This window comes from Pantoea vagans (assembly GCF_004792415.1).
GTDB lineage: Bacteria > Pseudomonadota > Gammaproteobacteria > Enterobacterales > Enterobacteriaceae > Pantoea > Pantoea vagans.
Genome location: NZ_CP038853.1, coordinates 3,033,225 through 3,054,789 on the forward strand (window position 1 = coordinate 3,033,225; position 21,565 = coordinate 3,054,789).

General features: G+C 54.6%; 25 protein-coding genes, 1 other RNA gene and 1 other annotated feature. Of the genes, 12 read left to right on the forward strand and 14 right to left on the reverse strand.

Annotated features, from left to right (window positions below):
* Positions 1 to 350 precede the first annotated feature (350 nt).
* From htpG to EGO56_RS14405, 6 genes are all read right to left on the reverse strand, one after another.
* A complete protein-coding gene (htpG, locus tag EGO56_RS14380; RefSeq protein ID WP_135909848.1) occupies positions 351 to 2,225 on the reverse strand; it encodes a molecular chaperone HtpG in 1,875 nt (624 codons plus the stop codon).
* A gap of 97 nt (positions 2,226 to 2,322) precedes the next feature.
* Complete coding sequence (recR, locus tag EGO56_RS14385) at positions 2,323 to 2,928, reverse strand: recombination mediator RecR (RefSeq protein WP_013357024.1); 606 nt, start codon at positions 2,926 to 2,928, stop codon at positions 2,323 to 2,325.
* Entirely contained in the window at positions 2,928 to 3,260 is a 333-nt protein-coding gene (locus tag EGO56_RS14390) for a YbaB/EbfC family nucleoid-associated protein (RefSeq protein WP_003850423.1), read from the reverse strand. Before EGO56_RS14390 ends, recR begins: the two co-directional genes overlap by 1 nt.
* A 55-nt stretch (positions 3,261 to 3,315) precedes the next feature.
* Positions 3,316 to 5,385, reverse strand: coding sequence for a DNA polymerase III subunit gamma/tau (gene dnaX / locus EGO56_RS14395; protein WP_135909850.1), 2,070 nt, complete (start codon positions 5,383 to 5,385; stop codon positions 3,316 to 3,318).
* Positions 3,913 to 3,974, reverse strand: a sequence feature (DnaX frameshifting element). (Overlaps the previous gene by 62 nt.)
* A 158-nt stretch (positions 5,386 to 5,543) precedes the next feature.
* Positions 5,544 to 6,095, reverse strand: coding sequence for an adenine phosphoribosyltransferase (gene apt, locus EGO56_RS14400; protein WP_135909852.1), 552 nt, complete (start codon positions 6,093 to 6,095; stop codon positions 5,544 to 5,546).
* A gap of 144 nt (positions 6,096 to 6,239) precedes the next feature.
* Positions 6,240 to 6,629 carry a DUF454 family protein gene (locus tag EGO56_RS14405; protein ID WP_135909853.1) on the reverse strand — a complete coding sequence of 130 codons (390 nt, stop codon included), beginning with the start codon at positions 6,627 to 6,629 and terminating at the stop codon, positions 6,240 to 6,242.
* 57 nt (positions 6,630 to 6,686) lie between these two features.
* Between EGO56_RS14405 and priC the strand changes: the two genes are divergently transcribed.
* Genes priC through rsmS form a run of 3 tightly spaced genes read left to right on the forward strand, consistent with a single transcriptional unit; the run spans position 6,687 to position 7,681 of the window.
* On the forward strand, positions 6,687 to 7,217 hold the full coding sequence (gene priC / locus EGO56_RS14410; protein ID WP_135909855.1) for a primosomal replication protein PriC: 531 nt from the start codon (positions 6,687 to 6,689) through the stop codon (positions 7,215 to 7,217).
* Between the two features lie 57 nt (positions 7,218 to 7,274).
* Positions 7,275 to 7,520 (forward strand): GlsB/YeaQ/YmgE family stress response membrane protein, encoded by a 246-nt coding sequence (locus EGO56_RS14415; protein ID WP_013357019.1) that lies wholly within the window; start codon positions 7,275 to 7,277, stop codon positions 7,518 to 7,520.
* Positions 7,521 to 7,528: 8 nt separating this feature from the next.
* Positions 7,529 to 7,681, forward strand: coding sequence for a pleiotropic regulatory protein RsmS (gene rsmS, locus EGO56_RS14420; protein WP_013357018.1), 153 nt, complete (start codon positions 7,529 to 7,531; stop codon positions 7,679 to 7,681).
* On the opposite strand, the gene acrR is transcribed toward rsmS, so the two are convergent.
* The gene (gene acrR, locus EGO56_RS14425) at positions 7,678 to 8,316 is read right to left on the reverse strand and encodes a multidrug efflux transporter transcriptional repressor AcrR (RefSeq protein ID WP_033731781.1); all 639 of its coding nucleotides are present in this window, start codon (positions 8,314 to 8,316) and stop codon (positions 7,678 to 7,680) included. The genes rsmS and acrR overlap by 4 nt on opposite strands.
* Before the next feature lie 142 nt (positions 8,317 to 8,458).
* On the opposite strand from acrR, the gene EGO56_RS14430 reads away from it, so the two are divergent.
* The 4 genes from EGO56_RS14430 to ykgO all read left to right on the forward strand — a co-directional run bounded on the left by EGO56_RS14430 (position 8,459) and on the right by ykgO (position 13,399).
* Positions 8,459 to 9,652, forward strand: a complete 1,194-nt coding sequence (locus tag EGO56_RS14430; RefSeq protein ID WP_013357016.1) for an efflux RND transporter periplasmic adaptor subunit — start codon at positions 8,459 to 8,461, stop codon at positions 9,650 to 9,652.
* A gap of 16 nt (positions 9,653 to 9,668) precedes the next feature.
* Complete coding sequence (locus tag EGO56_RS14435) at positions 9,669 to 12,824, forward strand: efflux RND transporter permease subunit (RefSeq protein WP_135909857.1); 3,156 nt, start codon at positions 9,669 to 9,671, stop codon at positions 12,822 to 12,824.
* A 168-nt stretch (positions 12,825 to 12,992) separates the two neighbouring features.
* A complete protein-coding gene (locus EGO56_RS14440) occupies positions 12,993 to 13,247 on the forward strand; it encodes a type B 50S ribosomal protein L31 (RefSeq protein WP_033782196.1) in 255 nt (84 codons plus the stop codon).
* An 11-nt stretch (positions 13,248 to 13,258) separates the two neighbouring features.
* Entirely contained in the window at positions 13,259 to 13,399 is a 141-nt protein-coding gene (gene ykgO / locus EGO56_RS14445; RefSeq protein WP_009091664.1) for a type B 50S ribosomal protein L36, read from the forward strand.
* Positions 13,400 to 13,444: 45 nt separating this feature from the next.
* On the opposite strand, the gene EGO56_RS14450 is transcribed toward ykgO, so the two are convergent.
* From EGO56_RS14450 to EGO56_RS14460, 3 genes are read right to left on the reverse strand one after another with little or no spacing between them, the layout of a single operon-like run.
* Entirely contained in the window at positions 13,445 to 14,323 is an 879-nt protein-coding gene (locus EGO56_RS14450; RefSeq protein WP_135909859.1) for a metal ABC transporter substrate-binding protein, read from the reverse strand.
* Positions 14,324 to 14,342: 19 nt separating this feature from the next.
* Complete coding sequence (locus EGO56_RS14455; RefSeq protein WP_135909861.1) at positions 14,343 to 15,182, reverse strand: metal ABC transporter permease; 840 nt, start codon at positions 15,180 to 15,182, stop codon at positions 14,343 to 14,345.
* Positions 15,179 to 15,847, reverse strand: coding sequence for a metal ABC transporter ATP-binding protein (locus EGO56_RS14460; RefSeq protein WP_135909863.1), 669 nt, complete (start codon positions 15,845 to 15,847; stop codon positions 15,179 to 15,181). Before EGO56_RS14460 ends, EGO56_RS14455 begins: the two co-directional genes overlap by 4 nt.
* 329 nt (positions 15,848 to 16,176) lie before the next feature.
* Between EGO56_RS14460 and EGO56_RS14465 the strand changes: the two genes are divergently transcribed.
* The 3 genes from EGO56_RS14465 (at position 16,177) to EGO56_RS14475 (ending at position 17,295) form a co-directional block, all read left to right on the forward strand.
* Positions 16,177 to 16,530, forward strand: coding sequence for a hypothetical protein (locus EGO56_RS14465; protein ID WP_135910588.1), 354 nt, complete (start codon positions 16,177 to 16,179; stop codon positions 16,528 to 16,530).
* Positions 16,531 to 16,677: 147 nt separating this feature from the next.
* The gene (gene tomB, locus EGO56_RS14470) at positions 16,678 to 17,055 is read left to right on the forward strand and encodes an Hha toxicity modulator TomB (protein ID WP_013357010.1); all 378 of its coding nucleotides are present in this window, start codon (positions 16,678 to 16,680) and stop codon (positions 17,053 to 17,055) included.
* A gap of 24 nt (positions 17,056 to 17,079) precedes the next feature.
* Positions 17,080 to 17,295 carry an HHA domain-containing protein gene (locus EGO56_RS14475; protein WP_003850458.1) on the forward strand — a complete coding sequence of 72 codons (216 nt, stop codon included), beginning with the start codon at positions 17,080 to 17,082 and terminating at the stop codon, positions 17,293 to 17,295.
* 138 nt (positions 17,296 to 17,433) lie between these two features.
* On the opposite strand, the gene ffs is transcribed toward EGO56_RS14475, so the two are convergent.
* Positions 17,434 to 17,530: signal recognition particle sRNA small type (gene ffs / locus EGO56_RS14480), an RNA gene on the reverse strand.
* Positions 17,531 to 17,717: 187 nt separating this feature from the next.
* On the opposite strand from ffs, the gene EGO56_RS14485 reads away from it, so the two are divergent.
* The gene (locus EGO56_RS14485) at positions 17,718 to 18,062 is read left to right on the forward strand and encodes an MGMT family protein (protein ID WP_135909864.1); all 345 of its coding nucleotides are present in this window, start codon (positions 17,718 to 17,720) and stop codon (positions 18,060 to 18,062) included.
* 1 nt (position 18,063) lies between these two features.
* Here the strand turns inward: EGO56_RS14485 and EGO56_RS14490 are convergent, their stop codons facing one another.
* A complete protein-coding gene (locus tag EGO56_RS14490) occupies positions 18,064 to 18,621 on the reverse strand; it encodes a YbaY family lipoprotein (RefSeq protein WP_033731772.1) in 558 nt (185 codons plus the stop codon).
* A 190-nt stretch (positions 18,622 to 18,811) separates the two neighbouring features.
* Here EGO56_RS14490 and tesB point away from each other — a divergent pair, with 190 nt between their 5' ends.
* The gene (gene tesB, locus EGO56_RS14495) at positions 18,812 to 19,675 is read left to right on the forward strand and encodes an acyl-CoA thioesterase II (RefSeq protein ID WP_013357007.1); all 864 of its coding nucleotides are present in this window, start codon (positions 18,812 to 18,814) and stop codon (positions 19,673 to 19,675) included.
* 58 nt (positions 19,676 to 19,733) lie between these two features.
* On the opposite strand, the gene amtB is transcribed toward tesB, so the two are convergent.
* Both amtB and glnK read right to left on the reverse strand, forming a co-directional pair.
* Complete coding sequence (gene amtB, locus EGO56_RS14500) at positions 19,734 to 21,020, reverse strand: ammonium transporter AmtB (protein ID WP_013357006.1); 1,287 nt, start codon at positions 21,018 to 21,020, stop codon at positions 19,734 to 19,736.
* Positions 21,021 to 21,054: 34 nt separating this feature from the next.
* On the reverse strand, positions 21,055 to 21,393 hold the full coding sequence (glnK, locus tag EGO56_RS14505; protein ID WP_003850469.1) for a P-II family nitrogen regulator: 339 nt from the start codon (positions 21,391 to 21,393) through the stop codon (positions 21,055 to 21,057).
* Between the last annotated feature and the right edge of the window lie 172 nt (positions 21,394 to 21,565).

Here is a 21,565-nt window from a genome sequence, read left to right on the forward strand (position 1 = left end):
CGACCCGGCTGGCTGGCCTGCCGTATTTTCAGATTTACCGCCTGCGCTGAGCAGGAATGGCGGGATGCCGCACAGCTATAAAAAAAGCCGGTGATTATCACCGGCTTGATTTTGATGACTGCGTCAAGCCTTGACGGCTGTCTGATCGAGCCAGCGCAAAAAACACGGTCAGATCGGAAAGACGCTAAGGCCAGTCCGTGACACGCTCGGCCCGCGCCATCCATGGCGCGGGCCGCTTTCCTCTTCTGACCATGTTCCCTGCGCACTGGGTTCATTCTTTGCGGCCAGAATCCCACTGCTTTGACTTTATCAGCCGTCTGAGACCGGTGAAATTCACCGGCCTGTTGCCGTTATGCCGTCAGCAGCTGGTTCATGCGACGGATAAACTGGTTAGGATCCTCCAGCGTGCCGCGCTCGGCCAGCAACGCCTGATCCAGCAGCAGCTCAATCCACTCACCGAAGCGTGCTTCATCCTGCGTATCCGCAACACGTTTCACCAGCGGGTGATCCGGGTTGATTTCAAACAGGTACTTCACTTCCGGCACTTCCTGTCCGGCCGCCGCGAACAGCTTCGCCATCTGCGTGGTCATCTCGTTGGCGTCGGTAGTCACAATCGCTGGCGTATCGGTCAGACGATGCGTCAGACGCACCTCTTTCACACGCTCGCCCAGCAGATTTTTCACCCGCTCAACAAACGGCTCCAGCGCTTTTTCCGCCTCTTTCTGCTCTTCGGTCTCTTCATCTGCCAGCTTGCTCAGCGACTCATCCGCTTTGCTGACCGACTGGAAGGTTTTACCGTCGAACTCGGTGAGGTAGCTCATCATCCATTCGTCGATGCGATCGGAAAGCAGCAGCACCTCAATGCCTTTTTTGCGGAACAGTTCCAGATGCGGGCTGCTCTTCGCGGCGGCATAGCTGTCAGCGGTGATGTAGTAAATCTTCTCCTGACCTTCCACCATGCGGCTGACGTAATCTTCCAGCGAAATGGTCTGTGCCGAACCTTCGCTCTGGGTGGTGGCGAAGCGCAGCAGTTTTGCAATGGTTTCCTGGTTGGCGTTATCTTCCGCCGGGCCCTCTTTCAGCACCAGACCGAACTCATTCCAGAAGGTCTGGTATTTCTCGTTATCTTCTTTCGCCAGTCTTTCCAGCATCTGCAGGGTACGCTTAGTCAGCGCAGCACGCAGACTCTGGGTCACGCGGCTATCCTGCAGGATCTCACGGGAGACGTTCAGCGGCAGATCGTTCGAGTCAATCAGACCACGCACAAAGCGCAGGTAGTTCGGCATAAACTGCTCAGCGTCATCCATGATAAAGACGCGCTGCACGTAGAGTTTCAGGCCATGCTTCTGATCGCGGTTCCACATATCGAATGGCGCACGCGCCGGAATGTAGAGCAGGCTGGTGTACTCCTGCTTACCTTCCACCCGATTGTGGCTCCAGGCGACCGGATCGCTGTAGTCATGGGCGATATGCTTGTAGAACTCGTTGTACTCGTCGTCGCTGATCTCAGATTTGTTGCGGGTCCACAGCGCCTGGGCTTTGTTGATTTTCTCCCAGTGCGTTCCCTCGCCCTCTTCATCTTTGCTCTCAATCTCAACCGGCAGCGCAATGTGATCGGAATATTTGCTGATGATGCTGCGCACGCGCCATGCGTCCAGGAACTCATCTTCGCCTTCGCGCAGATGCAGGGTGATCTCAGTACCGCGATCGGCTTTCTCAATCTCCGCCAGGGTATATTCGCCCTCGCCCGCGGATTCCCAGAACACGCCCTCATCGGCTGATGCGCCAGCGGCACGGGTACGCACCGTGACTTTGTCCGCCACGATAAAGGCAGAGTAGAAACCGACACCGAACTGACCGATCAGCTGGCTGTCTTTCGCCTGATCGGAACCCAGGGATTCCAGGAAAGATTTGGTGCCTGATTTGGCGATAGTCCCGAGGTTCTCAATGACCTCATCGCGACGCATACCGATGCCGTTGTCGCTGAGCGTGATGGTACGGTTGTCCTTATCAACAGAGAGACGAACACGCAGCTCGCCATCACCTTCATACAGGCTGGAATCTGACAGCGCACGGAAGCGCAGTTTGTCTGCCGCATCCGAGGCGTTGGAGATCAGCTCACGCAGGAAAATCTCTTTGTTTGAATAGAGAGAATGGATCATCAGGTGCAGAAGTTGTTTTACTTCCGACTGAAAGCCACGGGTCTCTTGTCCTTTCATGGTCATTGCTACCTCAACAAAACAGGTTGAACAAACGTTGAGGTTGATGTGGGGATGACAGGAGGAATTTCAAGCCGGTGTCTGTCACAACACCGGCAAGTGATTAAAATTTAAACTTCTGGCGGCCTGCCAGCGAGTGGGACAGCGTGGTGCCATCCACCATCTCAAGCTCTCCGCCTACCGGTACACCGTGCGCGATACGGCTGGCGTCGACGCCATACTGACCACAGAGCTCCGCGATGTAGTTTGCGGTTGCCTCACCTTCTACCGTCGGGTTGGTGGCGAGGATCACTTCCTGCAGCGTTTCACTCTCCAGCCGCTGCTCCAGACGATCCAGACCGATGTCCGCCGGACCGATGCCGTCGAGCGGCGAGAGATGCCCCATCAGCACAAAGTAGCGACCGCCAAACTGGCCGGTTTGCTCAATGGCGTGGATATCTGCCGGGCTTTCCACCACGCAGATTTGACCATTCTGCTGACGCCGCGGATTGGCGCAGATGGTGCAAATTTCCTGCTCGGTGAATGTCCGGCAGTCGGAACAGTGTCCGATCTCCGACATCGCCCGGGTCAGCGCCTGTGCCAGCCGCATACCACCGCTGCGATCGCGCTGCAGCAGCTGAAAAGCCATGCGCTGTGCCGACTTCGGCCCAACGCCAGGCAGACAGCGCAGCGACTCCATCAATGATTCAAGCAGTGGACTGGTTTGCATCAGAACGGCATCTTAAAGCCTGGTGGCAGCTGCATGCCTGAGGAGACAGACGCCATCTTCTCTTTCTGGGTTTCATCAATGCGACGTGCCGCATCGTTGAACGCCGCGGCAATCAGATCTTCCAGCATATCTTTGTCATCTTCCAGCAGGCTGGGATCGACTTCCACGCGACGGCAGTTGTGCGCGCCGTTAATGGTGACTTTTACCAGGCCAGCACCCGATTCACCGGTGACTTCAATCGCGGCGATCTCTTCCTGAACCTTGGCCATTTTGTCCTGCATCTGCTGGGCCTGTTTCATCAGGTTGCCCAATCCGCCTTTACCACCAAACATAGTTTTCTCTCTCAGCTGAGGCTACAACGCTATCGTTACGATAGCAGCAGCGTGTCTAAACAGGTCGGATACTCTCCTCATCCAGATCGGCATCAAAAAATCGCTGCAGCGTCTGAATGTGGGTATCACAGGTGATCGACTGACGCGCCTGCGCCAGTTTCTCTTCGTAAATGGCCTGACGCCACTCCAGTGGCGTCAACACCGATGAATTATCGTCTTCAACGACAGAGAGTTCAACTTTCTGCCCGGCACTCTGGCTAAGCGCATCACTTAACACCTGCTGCGCCGACGGTGAATTAAGGTGACGCTGGCTGCTTCGCAGATGCAGGCAGACACCATTTTCAGTTGTCTCTTTCCAGGCATTTAACGCCAGCTGCTGCACCAGCTTCGGCAGCGGCAGGGTTGCAATCTCTGCGGCCCAGGGATCGCGCTGCTGCGCCTCTTCGGCCAGACGCGCCGCCAGCTCAGGGGTTTTCTCATGCTCCAGTGCGGAACGCAAGGCCTTAGGCGTCGCCACCGGCTCCGCCACTTCAACCGGCTGATTAACCGCTTTCCAGCGGTATGCTTCCTCTTTTACCGGGGCAGCGGGCTCACGATCGCGGATACGCTGCTGACTGCGCTCGGTAACCGAGGCCAGCCGCTCCAGCGCGGAGTTGGCCGGCCGCGCACCTGGCGCCGCCGGCTCACTCTTTTTTGGCTTGTTCGCTCCCTGACGCAGCAACTGAGTGCGCGCCTGCAGGAGCTGGCTGGTGGAACTGGAAAGTGCCTTGTCAGGCATCGCATCCGGTGGCGGCGCAGGCTGCGGAGCCGGATCGGGCGCGGCCATCTGTGGCTGAGCGGCAACCTGCTGTTGCGGCGCAGGCACCGGCTGCTGCGCTACGGGCGACCTTGTCTGAGCAGGTGACGATGTGGCTGGCTGTGCTGTCGTGGGTCGTGCTACTGGTGCAGAACCGGATGGTGCCGGTGACGTCTGCGCCGGAGCAACAGGTGCCATCTGTTCCGTTAACGCGGGACGCGCAATGGGTTCTGCCACCGCCGCTTTAGGATGAAACGCCAGGGCGCGCAGCAGCGTCATCTCAACGCCCATACGGCGATCGGGCGCAATCGGCAGATCCTTACGGCCCATCAACAGGGTCTGATAATAGAGCTGCAGATCGGCTGGCGGCACCACGCGGGCCAGTTCACGCAGCCGGATTGCATTGCTTTCTTCGTCATCGTTGAGCGAGGCCGGCAGCAGTTGCACCATCGCAATCTGATGCAGCAGGCGCAGCATCTCGACCAGCAGCGCCTCCCATTCCACCCCGCGTGACGCGGCCTGGCTCAGCAGGTTCATTACCTGCTGACCGTTACCGTCAACCAGCGCTTCCAGCAGACCCAGCGGCTGTTCATCATCCAGCGTGCCGAGCATAACGCTGACCGTGCTGCTGGTCACAGCGCCCTGCCCCATGGCAATCGCCTGGTCGGTGAGGCTCAGCGCATCACGCATACTGCCATCGGCGGCACGCGCCAGCAGCTGCAGCGCCCGGGTCTCGCTCTCAATCTGTTCCTGCTTCAGGACATGCTCAAGCTGCTGACGGATTTGATCAACATCCAGCGCTTTGAGGTGGAACTGCAGGCAGCGCGAAAGAATGGTCACTGGCAGTTTCTGCGGATCGGTGGTCGCCAGCAGGAATTTAACGTGTGAAGGTGGTTCTTCCAGCGTCTTTAACAGCGCATTGAAGCTGTGACGCGACAGCATGTGTACTTCATCGATCAGATAGACTTTGAAGCGGCCACGCGCCGGGGCGTACTGCACGTTGTCGAGCAGATCGCGGGTGTCTTCAACTTTGGTGCGTGAGGCGGCGTCAATCTCAATCAGATCGACAAAGCGGCCCTGCTCAATTTCACGGCAGTTATCACACTGACCACAGGGCGTGGCGGTGATGCCGGTTTCGCAGTTAAGGCCTTTGGCCAGCAGACGCGCAATGGTGGTTTTCCCTACGCCGCGGGTGCCGGAGAAGAGATAAGCATGATGGATGCGTCCCAGAGACAATCCATTCGCCAGCGCCGTCAGAACATGTTCCTGACCGACAACATCAGCAAAAGCCTGGGGACGCCATTTTCGCGCAAGTACCTGATAGCTCATGTGGAGTTCGACGAAGTTGGATGGAAAGATGAGCGCAGACGCTCTGCAACCCCTGTATAAGATTGCAGTAGTCTATCAGCTACGCTTTTGGCTGGCACTCGTTATCTTGACGCCGGAGGCGTGACGGCCTCGCCGGGTGGCGAGACCGAAAGCGTGGCTTAGTGACCGGGGAATTTGACCAGGCTGTAGCTCTCAACGCCCAGGGCATTGAGACGCGATTCACCGGCCAGATCGAACAGGTTAATAATGAAGGCTGCGTCTTTCACTTCACCGCCAGCACGGCGAATCAGTTTAACGGTCGCTTCAATGGTGCCACCGGTCGCCAGCAGATCGTCAACCACCAGCACCAGATCGCCTGGCTGGATGGCATCTTTGTGCAATTCCAGCTTATCGGTGCCGTATTCCAACTCATAGGATTCGCTGTAAACCTCACGCGGCAGTTTGCCAGGCTTACGAACCGGAACAAAACCGACACCAAGACCTAATGCCACGGGTGCACCAAACAGAAAACCGCGCGCTTCCGTACCCACCACTTTGGTGATGCCTTTATTACGGTAACGCTCAACCAGCAGCGCAATCGACGCGGCGTAGGCTTTCGGATTTTCCAGCAGGCTGGTGACATCGCGGAACAGGATGCCTGGCTTAGGATAATCGGGGATACTTTTAATGCTGTTTTTAATGAATTCAAGCTGCTGCGCAGTGTCGGTCATAATGATACGCCTGGTAAAAAATTCTGTTTCGCGCAGCTTCAAAAGCGCTAATACCTGGTAAAAGGCTCAGCGGAAGTTAATTCACAAAGGGAAGCCACGCACGAAGACGCCCAAATCTAAGCAAATGACCGGCTAAATGCAACTTTATCGCGGCGGCGGCGGTGCGTCCGCTGTTTCTGCCACCACCGGAATACGCCACATAAACAGCAGCAGCGCCGCCAGCATGATCAGCAGCATGATGCGAACCCAGAGCTGATGCACCAGAAAAAGTGAGAGACTAAAGGTGGCGACAATCAGGCAGATAGCGCGCATTTTGGCACCCGGCGGCATGGCGCGATGCTGTTGCCAGTGACGCAGATAGCGGCCAAACGGCGATTTCCACAGCAGCCAGTGATGGAAGCGCGGCGATGAACGGGCAAAACACCAGGCCGCCAGCAGCATGAATGGCGTGGTGGGTAATAAAGGTAATACAATGCCCAGCGTCCCCAGCACAATCGCCAGCCAGCCGAGGGTTAATAACAGAATGCGTTGCATGAATCTTGCCCAGCTCTTTCCTCATCAGCGTACGTTAGCACAACTCAGGGCCAGACGATGAGTGCGATCGCTGTACAACAGCGCCTGCACCAGCTCCTTATTGCCCTGCGTCAGGAGATTGCCCGCCATCCCGATGGCGTTTGCCGTCTGCCACGTTTTGATACTCAGCTATTCCAGACCAAAGGTACGAGACTGGCAGATTATCTGCAGGAGGTGGAACAGAACTTCGCCCGATTATGCGACGTTAACCATGACCTTGCCCGCAGTGCCTGGCTGGCTGAACGCCTGGTCGATCAGATTGCCGCCCTGCAACGCGAGGCGAGTACCCAACAGTTGCGTATCCGACGCGAACAGCCAGTAAAGAACCCACGCGCGACTAAATATCAGGAGTACCGTGAATTTGAACGGCGTTTACTGGCGATGATCGATCAGCGTGAGCAGCGGCTGGCACTGGCTGAAACCCTGGCGGTACAGCATCAGCTGAAGCAGGATCTGGAAACGCTGGAGGGACGACTGGCACGCTGTCGACAGGCGATTCGCTCGGTTGAGTGGGCCTCGTCATTGCGCGGCAGTGAAGACGGCGAATAAAGCGCAGCGTGATAAAAGCGCTTCTATACTGGGTGTAATTCTGCGTGGAGAAGAACCATGGGTTTACTGACCTGGCTGCTATGCGGGCTGCTGCTGGGATTGCTGAAGCGTCTGCTGATGCCGGGACGCCCCGGCGGCCTGATGGCGACCCTGACGCTGTCGATGATCGGCGCACTGATTGGCGGCTATATCGCCACCTATTTTGAACTGGGCTCGCTGGCGACGTTGCATGCTGGCGCGCTGGGCATGGCGATTCTCGGCGCAGTGCTGATGCTGCTGGTCGCGGCCCGCTTACGTATTTAGGAGAAAAGATGTCACTGGAAAACGCCCCTGACGACGTCAAACTGGCAGTGGATTTGATCCAGCTTCTGGAAGAGCATCAACTGCCGGTTGAAACGGTGCTTTCAGCGCTGGCCATGGTGCAACGCGATTTCGAGAACAAGCGCGATGGGCAGCCTGCTTAGCGCTGAGCAGTCAGCGTCGGACTAAGACGCAGCATATCAATAAAGGCATTGACCAGCGTTGGCGCGTCAGCGGCTAAATCAAAACTTTCGGGCGCAAACAGCCAGCTTTCCATCATGCCATTAACGTAACCACGCAGGATAAGTGCGGCCTGACGCGTACTGAGACTGCCCGGAAGTTGTCCGGCTTCAATGCACTGACGCAGAACATCTTCTATTTTGTCGTAGCACTCCAGCAGCAGGCTTTGTTGAATATTTTTCAGCGCCGACATTTCGCCCACAAATTCACATTTATGGAAAATGATCTCCATCAAAGCGCGGCGCTGCGGATCCTTTGCTGTTGCATCAAAGATATAGACCAGCATTGCGCGCAACACAGAGAGTGGATCGCCAGGGTATTTTGTCTGATACTCAAGTTCCACATCGTCCAGACCAGCATCACAACGAAGCCATATTTCATGTAATACATCGGCTTTATTTTTGAAGTGCCAGTAGATAGCCCCACGCGTGACACTGGCGGCTGTGGCAATCTCTGCAAGAGAAGTGGCTGAGACGCCCTGCTGCGAAAACAGAACAATGGCGGCATCAAGAATTTGATGTCGCGTTTCAAGTGCTTGCGCTTTGGTTTTTCGTGCCATAGGGGGCTTTTTTTACAAACAGGTAAGTTTACATACATTTGTGAATGTATGTACCATAGCATGACCTGCGACTTGACACAGCAATGGGTTTTTCAGTTTGTGATCCATTGACCAATTGATATCGGACACTAGAGGTTTATTTATGAATAAAATCAGAGGATTATCGCCTCTGGCGGCCGTCCTGATGCTATCAGGCAGCTTTTTGTTAACAGGATGTGACAACAATAAATCCGAACAAGCCGCCCAGCAACCGCCAGCAGTGGGTGTTGTGACACTTAAAACTGAACCCCTGAAAATTTCGACTGAATTACCTGGCCGCACCTCAGCATATCGTGTGGCTGAAGTCCGTCCGCAGGTTTCCGGTATCATTCTGAAGCGTAACTTCATTGAAGGCAGCGATGTCAAAGCAGGTCAGTCTCTTTATCAGATCGATCCGGCGACTTATCAGGCCGCTTACGACAGCGCTAAAGGCGATTTGACTCAGGCTCAGGCGAATGCACGCATCGCTCAGCTGACCGTCAAGCGCTATAAACCGCTGCTCGGCACCAAATATATCAGTCAGCAGGATTATGACACCGCCGTTGCCACTGCCGCGCAGAACGATGCTGCCGTGCAGGTGGCAAAAGCCAATGTTGAAACGGCCCGTATTAACCTGGCATATACCAAAGTGACCTCGCCTATCAGTGGCCGCATCGGTAAATCCTCTGTTACCGAAGGTGCACTGGTACAAAGCGCACAAACCACCGCGCTGGCTACCGTGCAGCAGCTTGATCCCATGTATGTCGACGTGACCCAGTCGAGCGAAGATTTCATGCGCTTACGTTCAGAACTGGAATCGGGTCAGCTGAAGCAGAACGATGGCAAAGCCAACGTGACGCTGCTGATGCAGAACGGCAGCAGCTATGCACAGACCGGTACGCTGGAGTTCTCTGACGTGACCGTTGATGAAACCACCGGCTCCATCACCCTGCGCGCCATTGTCCCGAACCCGAACCACACGCTGTTACCGGGCATGTTTGTTCGTGCGCGTCTGGATGAGGGGATCAACCCGAATGCAATGCTGGTGCCGCAACAGGCTGTCACCCGCACGCCAACGGGTCAGGCAACCGTGATGGTTGTGGGTGCAGATAACAAAGTCGAATCACGTCAGGTCACCACCTCTCAGGCGATCGGTGACAAGTGGTTAGTGACCGACGGCGTTAAAGCAGGCGAACGTGTGATCAGCACCGGTCTGCAGCGTGCCAAGCCAGGCGCACAGGTTACTCCACAAGAAGTCTCAGACGATGCGAAAGCGGCACCCGATTCAAAGCCGCAGTCTGACAAGTCATCGTCATAACAGGAGCCGTTGATTCATGGCTAAGTTCTTTATCGATCGCCCCATCTTTGCGTGGGTGCTCGCCATCATCATCATGCTGGTCGGTGCGCTATCGATTCTCAAACTTCCGATCGAGCAATATCCTAATGTTGCGCCGCCGGCGATTGAGATTCAGGCAACCTACCCTGGTGCGGATGCAAAAACGCTGCAGGACTCGGTGACGCAGGTCATTGAGCAGAACATGAACGGTATCGATGGACTGATGTATATGTCCTCGAGCAGCGACTCATCCGGTACGCTGACCCTGACTATCTCCTTTGAGTCAGGAACAGATGCGGATATCGCGCAGGTTCAGGTGCAGAACAAACTGCAGCTGGCGACGCCGCTGCTGCCGCAGGAAGTGCAGCAACAGGGGATTCAGGTTAAAAAATCCTCCAGCAGCTTCCTGATGGTTGCGGGCTTCATCAGCGACGATGACAATATGACGCAGAATGATATTTCTGATTTCATTTCATCGTCCATCAAAGATCCTATCAGCCGTACCAAAGGCGTGGGTGATACCCAGGTATTTGGTGCGCAGTACGCGATGCGTATCTGGATGGATCCGCACAAGCTGAACAACTACAACCTGACACCGGTCGATGTGATCAGCGCGCTGAACACTCAGAACACCCAGGTCGCTGCCGGTCAGTTGGGCGGTACGCCTCCGGTTCCGGGTCAGCAGCTTAACGCCTCCATCATTGCGCAAACCCGTCTGACCTCAACGGATGAGTTCGGTAAAATTCTGCTCAAAGTGAACGAGGATGGTTCTCAGGTTCGTCTGCGTGATGTGGCCAGAATTGAGCTTGGTGCAGAAAACTACGAGATCGTTGCCCGTTATAACGGTAAGCCTGCATCCGGTATCGGTATCAAGCTGGCCACCGGTGCGAATGCGCTGGATACCGCCAATGCGGTAAAAGCCGAGCTGGCCAAACTGCAGCCAACGTTCCCGGCCGGGTTAAAAGTAGTTTATCCGTATGACACCACCCCGTTCGTTAAGATCTCGATTTTCGAAGTAGTGAAAACGCTGATCGAAGCGATTGTGCTGGTGTTCCTGGTCATGTACCTGTTCCTGCAAAACTTCCGCGCCACGCTGATTCCTACCATCGCCGTACCTGTGGTATTGCTGGGTACGTTTGCCGTTATCAGCGCGTTTGGTTATTCGATAAATACCCTGACGATGTTCGGGATGGTGCTGGCCATCGGCTTGCTGGTGGATGATGCCATCGTGGTGGTCGAGAACGTCGAGCGCGTCATGGCGGAAGAAGGATTGCCGCCAAAAGAAGCGACCAAGCGTTCCATGGAGCAGATTCAGGGCGCGCTGGTCGGTATCGCGCTGGTGCTGGCCGCCGTATTTATTCCGATGGCGTTCTTTGGTGGGTCGACAGGCGTTATTTATCGTCAGTTCTCAATCACTATCGTTTCAGCGATGGCACTGTCGGTGCTGGTCGCCTTTATTCTGACGCCGGCACTCTGTGCCACCATGCTGAAGCCGGTTAAAAAAGGCGAGCACGGTAAAACCACCGGTTTCTTCGGCTGGTTCAACCGCATGTTCGACAAAAGCACCCACCACTATGTCGACAGCGTCGGTCACATGATCCGCAGTACGGGTCGCTATATGGTGATCTACCTGCTGATCGTGGTCGGTATGGCGTTTCTGTTTATGCGACTGCCCTCTTCATTCTTACCGGAAGAGGATCAGGGTCTGCTGCTCGCTCAGGCACAGCTGCCAGCGGGTGCTACTCAGGAACGTACCCAGAAAGTGCTGGATCAGGTGACGGATTACTTCCTGACCCAAGAGAAAGATACGGTTAAATCCGTGTTCACCGTTAACGGCTTCGGCTTTGCTGGTCGTGGACAGAACACCGGTATCGCCTTTGTCAGTCTTAAGCCATGGGATGAGCGTGCCGGTAGCGACATGAAAGTTCCGGCGATTGCTGGCCGTGCCATGCAGGCGCTGGGCGCGATCAAAGATGCGATGGTCATCCCGTTCAACCTGCCCGCAATTATCGAGCTGGGTAACGCGACCGGCTTTGACTTTGAGCTGATCGATCAGAACAACCTCGGCCACGATAAGCTGACGGAAGCACGTAATCAGCTGTTCGGTATGATTGCGCAGCATCCTGATACGCTGGTGGGTGTTCGCCCTAACGGGATGGAAGATACACCGCAGTACAAACTGACTATCGATCAGGAAAAAGCGCAGGCGCTGGGCGTATCACTGAGTGATATCAATACCACGCTGGCAGCCTCCTGGGGCGGCTCCTACGTAAACGACTTTATCGACCGCGGTCGTGTGAAGAAAGTTTACGTCATGGGTAATGCGGACTCCCGTATGCTGCCGGACGACATTGGTAAATGGTACGTGCGTAACAGCAGTGGAACCATGGTGCCCTTCTCTGCCTTCTCGTCAGCGAAGTGGCAATATGGTTCACCGCGTCTTGAGCGCTACAACGGTCTGCCAGCCATGGAAATTCTGGGCCAGGCCGCACCAGGCAAAAGTTCCGGTGCAGCAATGGACCTGATGGAAGAGCTGGCGGCGAAGCTGCCTGCGGGCATCGGCTATGACTGGACCGGTATGTCCTATCAGGAACGTCTGTCAGGCAACCAGGCACCTGCGCTCTATGCCATCTCGCTGATTGTGGTCTTCCTGTGCCTTGCCGCACTGTACGAGAGCTGGTCGATTCCATTCTCGGTCATGCTGGTTGTTCCACTCGGGGTTATCGGTGCGCTGATCTTTACCACGTTGCGTGGCCTGAGTAACGACGTCTACTTCGTGGTGGGGTTACTGACAACCATCGGCCTCTCGACCAAGAACGCCATCCTTATCGTCGAATTTGCCAAGGATTTGATGGATAAAGAGGGTAAAGGGCTGATTGAAGCAGCGCTGGAAGCCTGTCGTATGCGTCTGCGTCCTATCCTGATGACCTCACTGGCGTTTATTCTCGGGGTACTGCCGCTGGCGATCAGTACGGGTGCTGGCTCCGGTTCACAAAACGCCGTAGGTACTGGCGTTATCGGGGGCATGGTCACCGCGACCATACTGGCGATCTTCTTCGTTCCTGTGTTCTTTGTGGTGGTACGCCGCCGCTTTGGCAAGAAAAAAGACGAATCAGCGAACAGTCATCCGGTTGAGCACAACCAGACCCACTAAGCTGTAAATCATCTGAGGCCGCGCAAGCGGCCTTTTTTTATGCCTGCGATTCTGCCTCTGCCCTTCTCCCTTCCTGACACTTCACGCGAGCTGACGTTCTGGCAGTTGCAATCCTGAACGGTGCGGCGCATAATAATGTTATATTATAACATTACATAGGCGAGCATTATGAAAGCAAATATTCATCCTCACTATCGTCACGTGGTCTTCCATGACACATCAGCTGACGTTTATTTCAAAATCGGTTCGACCATCAAAACCGATCGCACCGTAGAGTTTGAAGGTGAAACGCTGCCCTACGTCACGCTGGATGTGTCGTCGGCCTCACACGTTTTCTATACCGGCAAACAGAAAGATTTTGCCAAAGAGGGCAGCACCGCGCGCTTTAATCAGCGTTTCGGGCGCTTTCTTGGCCGTAAATAAGGAAAAGATTCATGCAGGTATTGAGTTCGCTGCGCTCAGCAAAAAATCGTCATCGGGATTGCAGGGTAGTACGCCGCAAGGGACGGATTTACGTGATCTGTAAAACGAATCCACGTTTTAAAGCCGTACAGGGAAGGAAGAAAAAACGCTAGTGTGTGTCGTGATGACTGGCCGGGCTTGCCCGGCCTTTTTTATGCTTAGCGCATGCTCTTAAGCATCGCATTCACGTTATGTTTAAAGGCCGCCTGATAAGTGGCTGCCGGTCCAGAGGCGGTGGACAACGCTTCCGGATAGAGCTCACCACCCGGCTCAGCGCCGGTGGCGCTGGCAATCTGTTTAACCAGGCGCGGGTCGGTCTGATTCTCGATGAAATAGCGATTAATATGCTGCTGCTTGAGTTGGGTGATTAAGCTACCCACGTCACTGGCACTCGCTTCCGCTTCAGTAGAGAACCCTATTGGCGCAAGAAACGTCACGCCATAGCGCTGTCCAAAGTACCCAAACGCATCATGACTGGTCAGCACTTTCCGCTTGCCTGCAGGCACAGCATCAAAGGCCGTTTTTGCCCAGCTATCCAGCGCCTCCAGTTGCTGAATGTAATTCTGACCGCGCTGACGAATGGCCGCGGCATCTTCAGGATCGGCTTTGACCAGCGCATTCATCACGTTCGTCGCGTAAATCACCCCGTTCTGCATACTGTTCCAGGCGTGCGGATCGGTAACGGTTTTGCCGTCCTCGTCCATGCTGCGGGTCGTAACGCCGGTGGAGGCGACAACCGGCTGGCCGCGATACCCCGAAGCGCTGACTAACCGATCCATCCACCCTTCCAGTCCCAGTCCACTGACAAACACCAGATCGGCCTTCGCCAGTGCCTGACTGTCCTGTGGCGTGGGTTCAAACGTATGAGGATCGCCATTCGGCCCTACCAGGCTTTTCACGTTGACATGGTCGCCGCCGACCTGCTTAACGATGTCTGCCAGCACGGTAAAGCTGGCCACCACATCCACTGTTTTTGCCATCGCAAAAGGCGTGGCAAACAGCGCCGCGAGCGCCAGGCTAACCGGTAATTTCTTCATAGATAGATACCCCTTAAGATTAATGGCGGCGCAAAATCCCGCCGCACGGTCCTGCAAAAATGGAGAGAAAAAACAGCATGGCGGCGCTCAGCACCACAGCGGGGCCGGCCGGCAATGAAAAGTGCCAGGAGAGCATCAGTCCCGCCAGCGCTGAGATCATTGCCATGAAAATGGCAATCACCAGCATGGCGGCAAGATGACGGCTCCAGAAACGGGCGCTGGCGGCGGGCAGCATCATCAGTCCCACCGACATCAGCGTGCCCAGAACCTGAAAGCCCGCGACCAGATTCAGCACCACCAGCATTAAAAACAGACCATGCACCAGCGGCGCGCTCCATTTCCCCTGCGCCCGCAGAAAGTCACCGTCAAATGCGTCGATGACCAGCGGACGATAGATAATCGCCAGCACAATCAGCGTAAAAGCAGCGATGCCGCCAACCAGCAGCAGCGCGGCGTTATCCACCGCCAGCAGCGAGCCAAACAGAACATGCAGCAGATCCACGCTTGAGCCGCGTAATGAGACCAGCGTAACGCCCAGCGCCAGGGAGCCAAGATAGAACCCGGCAAAACTGGCATCCTCTTTCAGGAGTGTATAACGACTGACCGCGCCAGAAAGCAGCGCCACGGCTAAACCGGCGAACAGGCCGCCGATACCCATCGCAACCAGTGACAGGCCGGAAATCAGATAGCCAATAGCGGCACCGGGCAGCACCGCATGAGATAAAGCATCACCAATCAGGCTCATCCGGCGCAGTGAAAGAAACACGCCGAGCGGCGTAGCGCTGACCGCCAGGGCAAAGCAGGCCACCAGCGCGCGCCGCATAAAACCAAACTCAATAAAAGGCTGCATCAGGGTCACGGCGCACAACTCCGTAATGGGATAGCAGGCTGGCTGGTGCAGTTGACCTCGCTGTCATCCATCGACATCACGTTACTGAAGTAGCGCGCCACCAGCGGACGATCGTGCAGCACCACCAGCAGGGTTGTGCCGGCCTGCTGTTGCTGCTCAAGGATCGACATCAGTAATGTCACGGTCTGGCTGTCAATGCCGTTGAAAGGCTCATCCAGCAGCCAGAGCTGGCTGCGCTGCAACATCAGCCGCGCAAATAATACGCGCTGAAGTTGTCCGCCTGATAAAGTCGCGGGCTGCGCATCTGCATAGTCACCCATCTGAACGGCCTCCAGCGCCTGCCAGATTTCCCGGCGTAGTACCCGGTTAATACCGCCGAACCAGCCGCAGCGCGGCCAGCAGCCTATGGAGACCAGTTCAAATACCGTCAGGGGAAAACGGGTTTCAAGTTCTGTACGCTGCGGCATCCAGCCGATATCCCGACGCGAAACCTGCAATTCACAACGTCCGGCTATTGGTGGCAACAGACCCGCAATGGTTTTAAGCAGGGTTGATTTGCCACTGCCATTAGCACCGACCAGGGCTGTCATTGAGCCAGCTGCAAGCTGCCCGGAAACCGGCGGGGTTACGCTCTGTCCCTGATAGCCAGCACGAAGCGTATTGAACCGGATCATGCGCTGATCCCCCATTTTATGGCCACGGCAAGCAGCGCGATGAAAAGCACCGCTACACTCAGCCGCCCACCCAATGACATAAATAATCCACTCTGACGCATCGCTTCACCAATATGTTATAACATAACAAATAAGATACCGGATATTCCCGTCAGGGAAACGCGTGATTGTGTATCAAAAGATAAACAGTGATGGGACTTACGGCAGGAGGCTGGCAGGCACAGCCGCCTGCTGACGCACAGATGCTGACAGTTTTGTGCTCTGCTGGCTTGCAAACCAGTTGCAGAAAACCAATGATAGGTTTATTAACGGTTATTAGTGGATCAGATATGCTGTCACGTATTGAATGTGATATTGCCCCGGGCGAATCAGACTGCGCAAAAATAGCAGAGATTGTTCAGCGGAATATTCTCAAAATAACAGATTTGCTGGTGGGCGATTTACGCTGGTACTCACAGAATGCACAGTTAGTTCCAGGCAGTTTAAAAATTGTTTCGGTTGAATACGTGGATATGAATAGTTTTAAATTACTTTACGATTTTGACTGGAATTTATTTAGTCCCTGTCTGGATCTAAATGAAACCGTGACGCAATCTGAGCAGGTAAACTTTCACATTAAGCCCGGAGCACTTGAGTTTGATGTGATCGACAATCAGCAACCCTCCCCTGGCGATGAATTGTAATATTTAGTAATGGAGGTGAGCAGAACTAATGGTTCTACACTATCTTTAAGGTATCCCGTTTAATAACTGCCCGAATAATCGCTTCCTGGCCGCGTTATCCAATATCGCCGCCCTGCGGCAACTGTGCTAGCTATGGAGGGGAAAAAGATGGACGAATACTCACCGAAACGGCATGATATTGCCCAGCTTAAATATCTGTGTGAGAGCCTGTTTGACGACAGCATGGCAACATTAACCGACAGCCATCACGGCTGGGTGAATGACCCCACTTCTGAAAGCAATCTGCAGCTTAACGATTTGATTGAACACATTGCCTCTTTCACCATGAATTACAAAATTAAGCACGTTGAAGATGAAGCGCTGATTTCGCAAATCGATGAATATCTTGATGATACTTTTATGCTATTCAGCAACTATGGTATCAATAGTCCGGATCTTCAACGGTGGCAACGTTCAGCAAAACGCTTATTTAATCTGTTCACTGAAGAGTGCGCTTTTCTCCAGCAACCAAGCCATTCATTATAGTACAGACATGAGAACGGTTTATTTATGAACAAAACCCTGACTAAAACCGATTATTTGATGCGACTGCGGCGTTGCCGCTCTCTGGATACCCTGGAAAGGGTCATTGAAAAAAATAAGTATGAATTACCCGAGGATGAATTAGCGGTATTTTACTCTGCAGCTGACCATCGTCTGGCGGAACTGACGATGAACAAGCTCTACGATAAAGTCCCAGGTTCAGTATGGAAATTTGTCCGTTAATCTGACGGATTACTGCTACGTTTAATCTCCTCTTTAGTACCAGATATTCCTGCCTGCCGGCAAAGGATCGGCCCAGGCGGGTTTTGCCTGTCTGCAGTTTATGGAGAAGAGATATTCAGAGGGAGAAAATGGTGGGGGCCCTGCCAGCTACATCCCGGCACACGCGTCACCTGCTGCGGCTGCTTCCTTCCGGATCTGACCGAGTTCACAAGCTAGCATTGCGGGAGAACCAACAGGGCCCCCATTGACAAGCCCTCTTTACGAGAGCGGGGGCATTATCTGGGAAGGAGGTGGCAATTGCAAGCGTAGTCGGGACAACCGTTGTTTTCTTGAACAACCAACGTGCTGGCACTGGCTCTTCATCCTCCCCATGCTAAAGTTAAAACCCTATTCCTGATGAAAAAAGCAGACGAAATAAGCACATGGATCAGCCTGACTCTTTCCGGCAACGCATCTGGCAAATTGTTGCCGCCATTCCCTATGGCCACGTCGCGACCTATGGCGACGTTGCGCGACTGGCGGGTTCCCCGCGCGCGGCACGTCAGGTGGGCGGCGTACTGAGCCGGTTACCCGAAGGCACCACGCTTCCCTGGCATCGTGTCGTCAATCGTCACGGAACTATCTCACTACAGGGCGACAGTCTGTTGCGGCAGCGGGATGCGCTGGAAGCGGAAGGTATAGAGGTCAGTGATGAGGGACAACTCGATCTTGAAACTTATCGCTGGGATTTCAGGCAGGAAAAAGGGGCGACAACGTCGCCCCGATAAATTAAATACGGGTTGGTGCCGGAACAGCAGCCGATGGCGTCACCTGAGTGGGTGAAGTCGACGGAACCGTCGTCGCTGCGCCTGGCTGAGTTGGCATCGCTACTGACGGTACCGGTACCAGCAGCAGTTCAGCTTTAGTGCCGCCCTGGTTGATGACCGGCTTCACGCCTTCAGTGACAAAGGCCAGCTTGCCATCAATTGAGATGGCTGCGCTTAACAGAATGCGCGCGTTGGGCTGAATGTCGGCCGGATTAAATGGTAATACAAACTGGAACGGTGCCTGTTTGCCTTCAGTACGCACCACGCGCTGCGACAGCACTTTTGATGGCGCGTCGGATACCGAGGCATCAGAAAGCGTCACGGTTAATACCGCATCCGGCGGCAGCGCAATGCGCTGACGGATAAAGACTGAACCACTTACGTTTGGCTGCGCAATCGCGGCCGTCTGTCCTGCAACTGCAGAACCCAGCGTTGGTGTTGGCACTGGTTTACTCTTGTCGGCACATCCCGCAACAGCAACCGCAATAACTACCCCACTGAACACATGCCTGAGTTTCATTGATGTCGTCTCCATTTGATCAAAATGATTGTCGGCAGCGAATCCTACTTACAGCGCTTCACTCGCCGTATGTGCTTAATATTGGCACAAAAATGAAATTTTGCCTGGCGCAGCCAAAGCGGAAAGTCTGATTGACGTCAACTGGTCCGATCTTTCACACTGAGCGGGTCACTATATTGAGGAATGCGCCATGAGTCAGGCACTGCAGAATCTGCTGAATTTATTGAATCTGGAAAAACTGGAAGAGGGTTTATATCGCGGCCAGAGCGAAGATCTGGGACTGCGCCAGGTGTTTGGCGGTCAGGTGGTGGGTCAGGCACTGTATGCCGCAAAGCAAACCGTCGCGGAAGATCGCATTATTCACTCATTTCACAGCTATTTTTTGCGGCCCGGCGATAGCCAGAAAGCGATTATCTATGATGTTGAAACGCTGCGTGATGGCAAAAGTTTCAGCGCACGCAGGGTCAGCGCCATTCAGAATGGCCAGCCGATTTTTTATATGACGGCCTCTTTCCAGTCACCGGAAAGCGGATTTGAGCATCAGAATCCGATGCCCCAGGTGGCGGGGCCGGAGAACCTGTTAACCGAACAGGCGATGGCGCAGAAAATGGCGCATCTGCTGCCAGAAAAGTTACGTGAAAAATTTATTGCTGAACGTCCGCTGGAGATTCGCCCGGTGCAGATCCATAACCCGCTTCGTGGACATGTGGATAAACCGGAGCGTCAGGTCTGGATCCGTGCCACCGGCCCCCTGCCCGATGACCTGCGTATCCATCAGTACCTGCTCGGCTATGCGTCCGACCTTAACTTCCTGCCGGTCGCGCTGCAGCCGCATGGCAAAGGCTTTTTAGAACCAGATATGCAGGTCGCTACTATTGACCACTCTATGTGGTTCCACCGCCCGTTCGACTTCACTGAATGGCTGCTCTACAGCGTGGTCAGTACCTCAGCTTCTGGCGCACGCGGTTTTGTCCGCGGCGAGTTCTACAATCAGCAGGGTGTGCTGGTAGCCTCAACTGTTCAGGAAGGGGTAATGCGCCAGCGCAGCGAATAAAGAGAATAAAAAAAGGGGCGATTGCTCGCCCCTGATTGTTCAATTCAGTGCCTGTCCATTACTGGTTGTAAGCATTCTCGCCGTGGCTGTTTACATCCAGACCTTCGCGTTCATGCTCTTCCGGTACGCGCAGTCCGACAATCAGATCGGCCAGCTTGAAACCGATAAAGGCAACAACGCCTGACCAGACAATCGTCAGACCCACGCTGAAGAGCTGCACCCAGACCTGATGGCCCATGGTGACGCCCTGAGCATAGCCGACGCCGCCCAGTGAAGAGGAAGCAAACACGCCGGTCAGGATACAGCCGACAATACCGCAGACGCCATGCACACCGAATACATCGCACGGGTCATCGACGCGCAGCCATTTTTTCAGGGTGGTGACGCCCCACAGTCCCGCCAGGCCACCGACCAGACCGATGATTAATGCACCGCCGACGCCGACATAACCACAGGCTGGGGTAATCGCGACCAGACCCGCAATAAAGCCTGAGCAGGCACCCAGCAGAGAAGGCTTACCACGTACCGCCCACTCGCCAAAGGTCCATGCCAGTACGGCACCCGCAGTTGCCACCACGGTGTTCAGGAAAGCCAGTGCCGCGATTTCATTTGCTGCTGAAGCTGAACCGGCATTAAAGCCAAACCAGCCAACATAAAGAATAGCGGTGCCGGTGAAGACCATCGGCAGGTTATGTGGCTTGAAGGCCTCTTTACCAAAGCCCGCACGTTTGCCGACCAGATAAGCCCCCACCAAACCTGCAACAGCGGCGTTGATGTGCACCACGGTACCGCCAGCGAAGTCCAGAGCGCCGTCCTGAGCCAGGAAACCGCCCGCCCAGACCATGTGGGCGATAGGTAAATATGAAAGCGTCAGCCAGACACCGACAAAGATCAGTACGGCAGAGAAACGGATACGTTCTGCAATGGCACCGACAATCAGGCCCACGGTAATACAGGCAAACGAGGCCTGGAATGCTACGTGGATATACTGATAGAAACTGCCCATAACGGCGGTGAGCTGAATGTTTTTCAGCATGGCCCAGCCAAAGCCGCCAAAGAAGGCATTGCCTTCACTGAAGGCCAGTGAATAGCCGTAGACCACCCACAGCACGCAGACCAGCGAGAAGGTCACAGCAACCTGCGTCAGCATCGACAGAACGTTTTTGCCACGAATCAGACCGCCGTAAAACAGCGCAATACCTGGAATTGACATAAACAGCACCAGCGCGGTGCAAATCATCATAAATGCGTTATCAGCCTTGTCCGCAACGGCAGGCGCAGCCATTGCGAGTGAGGGTAACAGTGCCAGGCTGGTGAGGCCCAGCTTCGTGAAAATTTTATTCATTTTTATTCCATCCCATCACAGTACTGAGTCTTGATTACAGAGCGGCTTCGTCGGTTTCGCCGGTACGAATACGGATGACGCGCTGCAGTTCAGCCACGAAAATTTTACCGTCGCCAATTTTGCCGGTGTAGGCCGCTTTACTGATGACATCCACCACTTCGTCTAACTGATCGTCGGCAATCGCGATATCAATTTTGACCTTCGGCAGGAAGTTCACGCTGTACTCTGCGCCACGATAGAGCTCTGCATGGCCTTTCTGACGACCAAAACCTTTCACTTCGGAGACGGTCAGTCCCTGAATGCCAATAGAGGATAAAGCTTCACGTACATCCTCCAGTTTGAATGGCTTAATTACGACGGTAACCAGCTTCATTGGATCCCCTCCAGCGAGTAAATAGGTAACGTTTACGGACACGCTGGGATATAAGCAAAGCCTGTGCCAGAGTGTAAAAGTGACCTTAATCAGTGAGTCAGGCGAGACGGAGCAAGGGATGCTTCAAGGAAGATATGAATGAGAATGGGTGTGTGACAGGGATCGCAGCCTG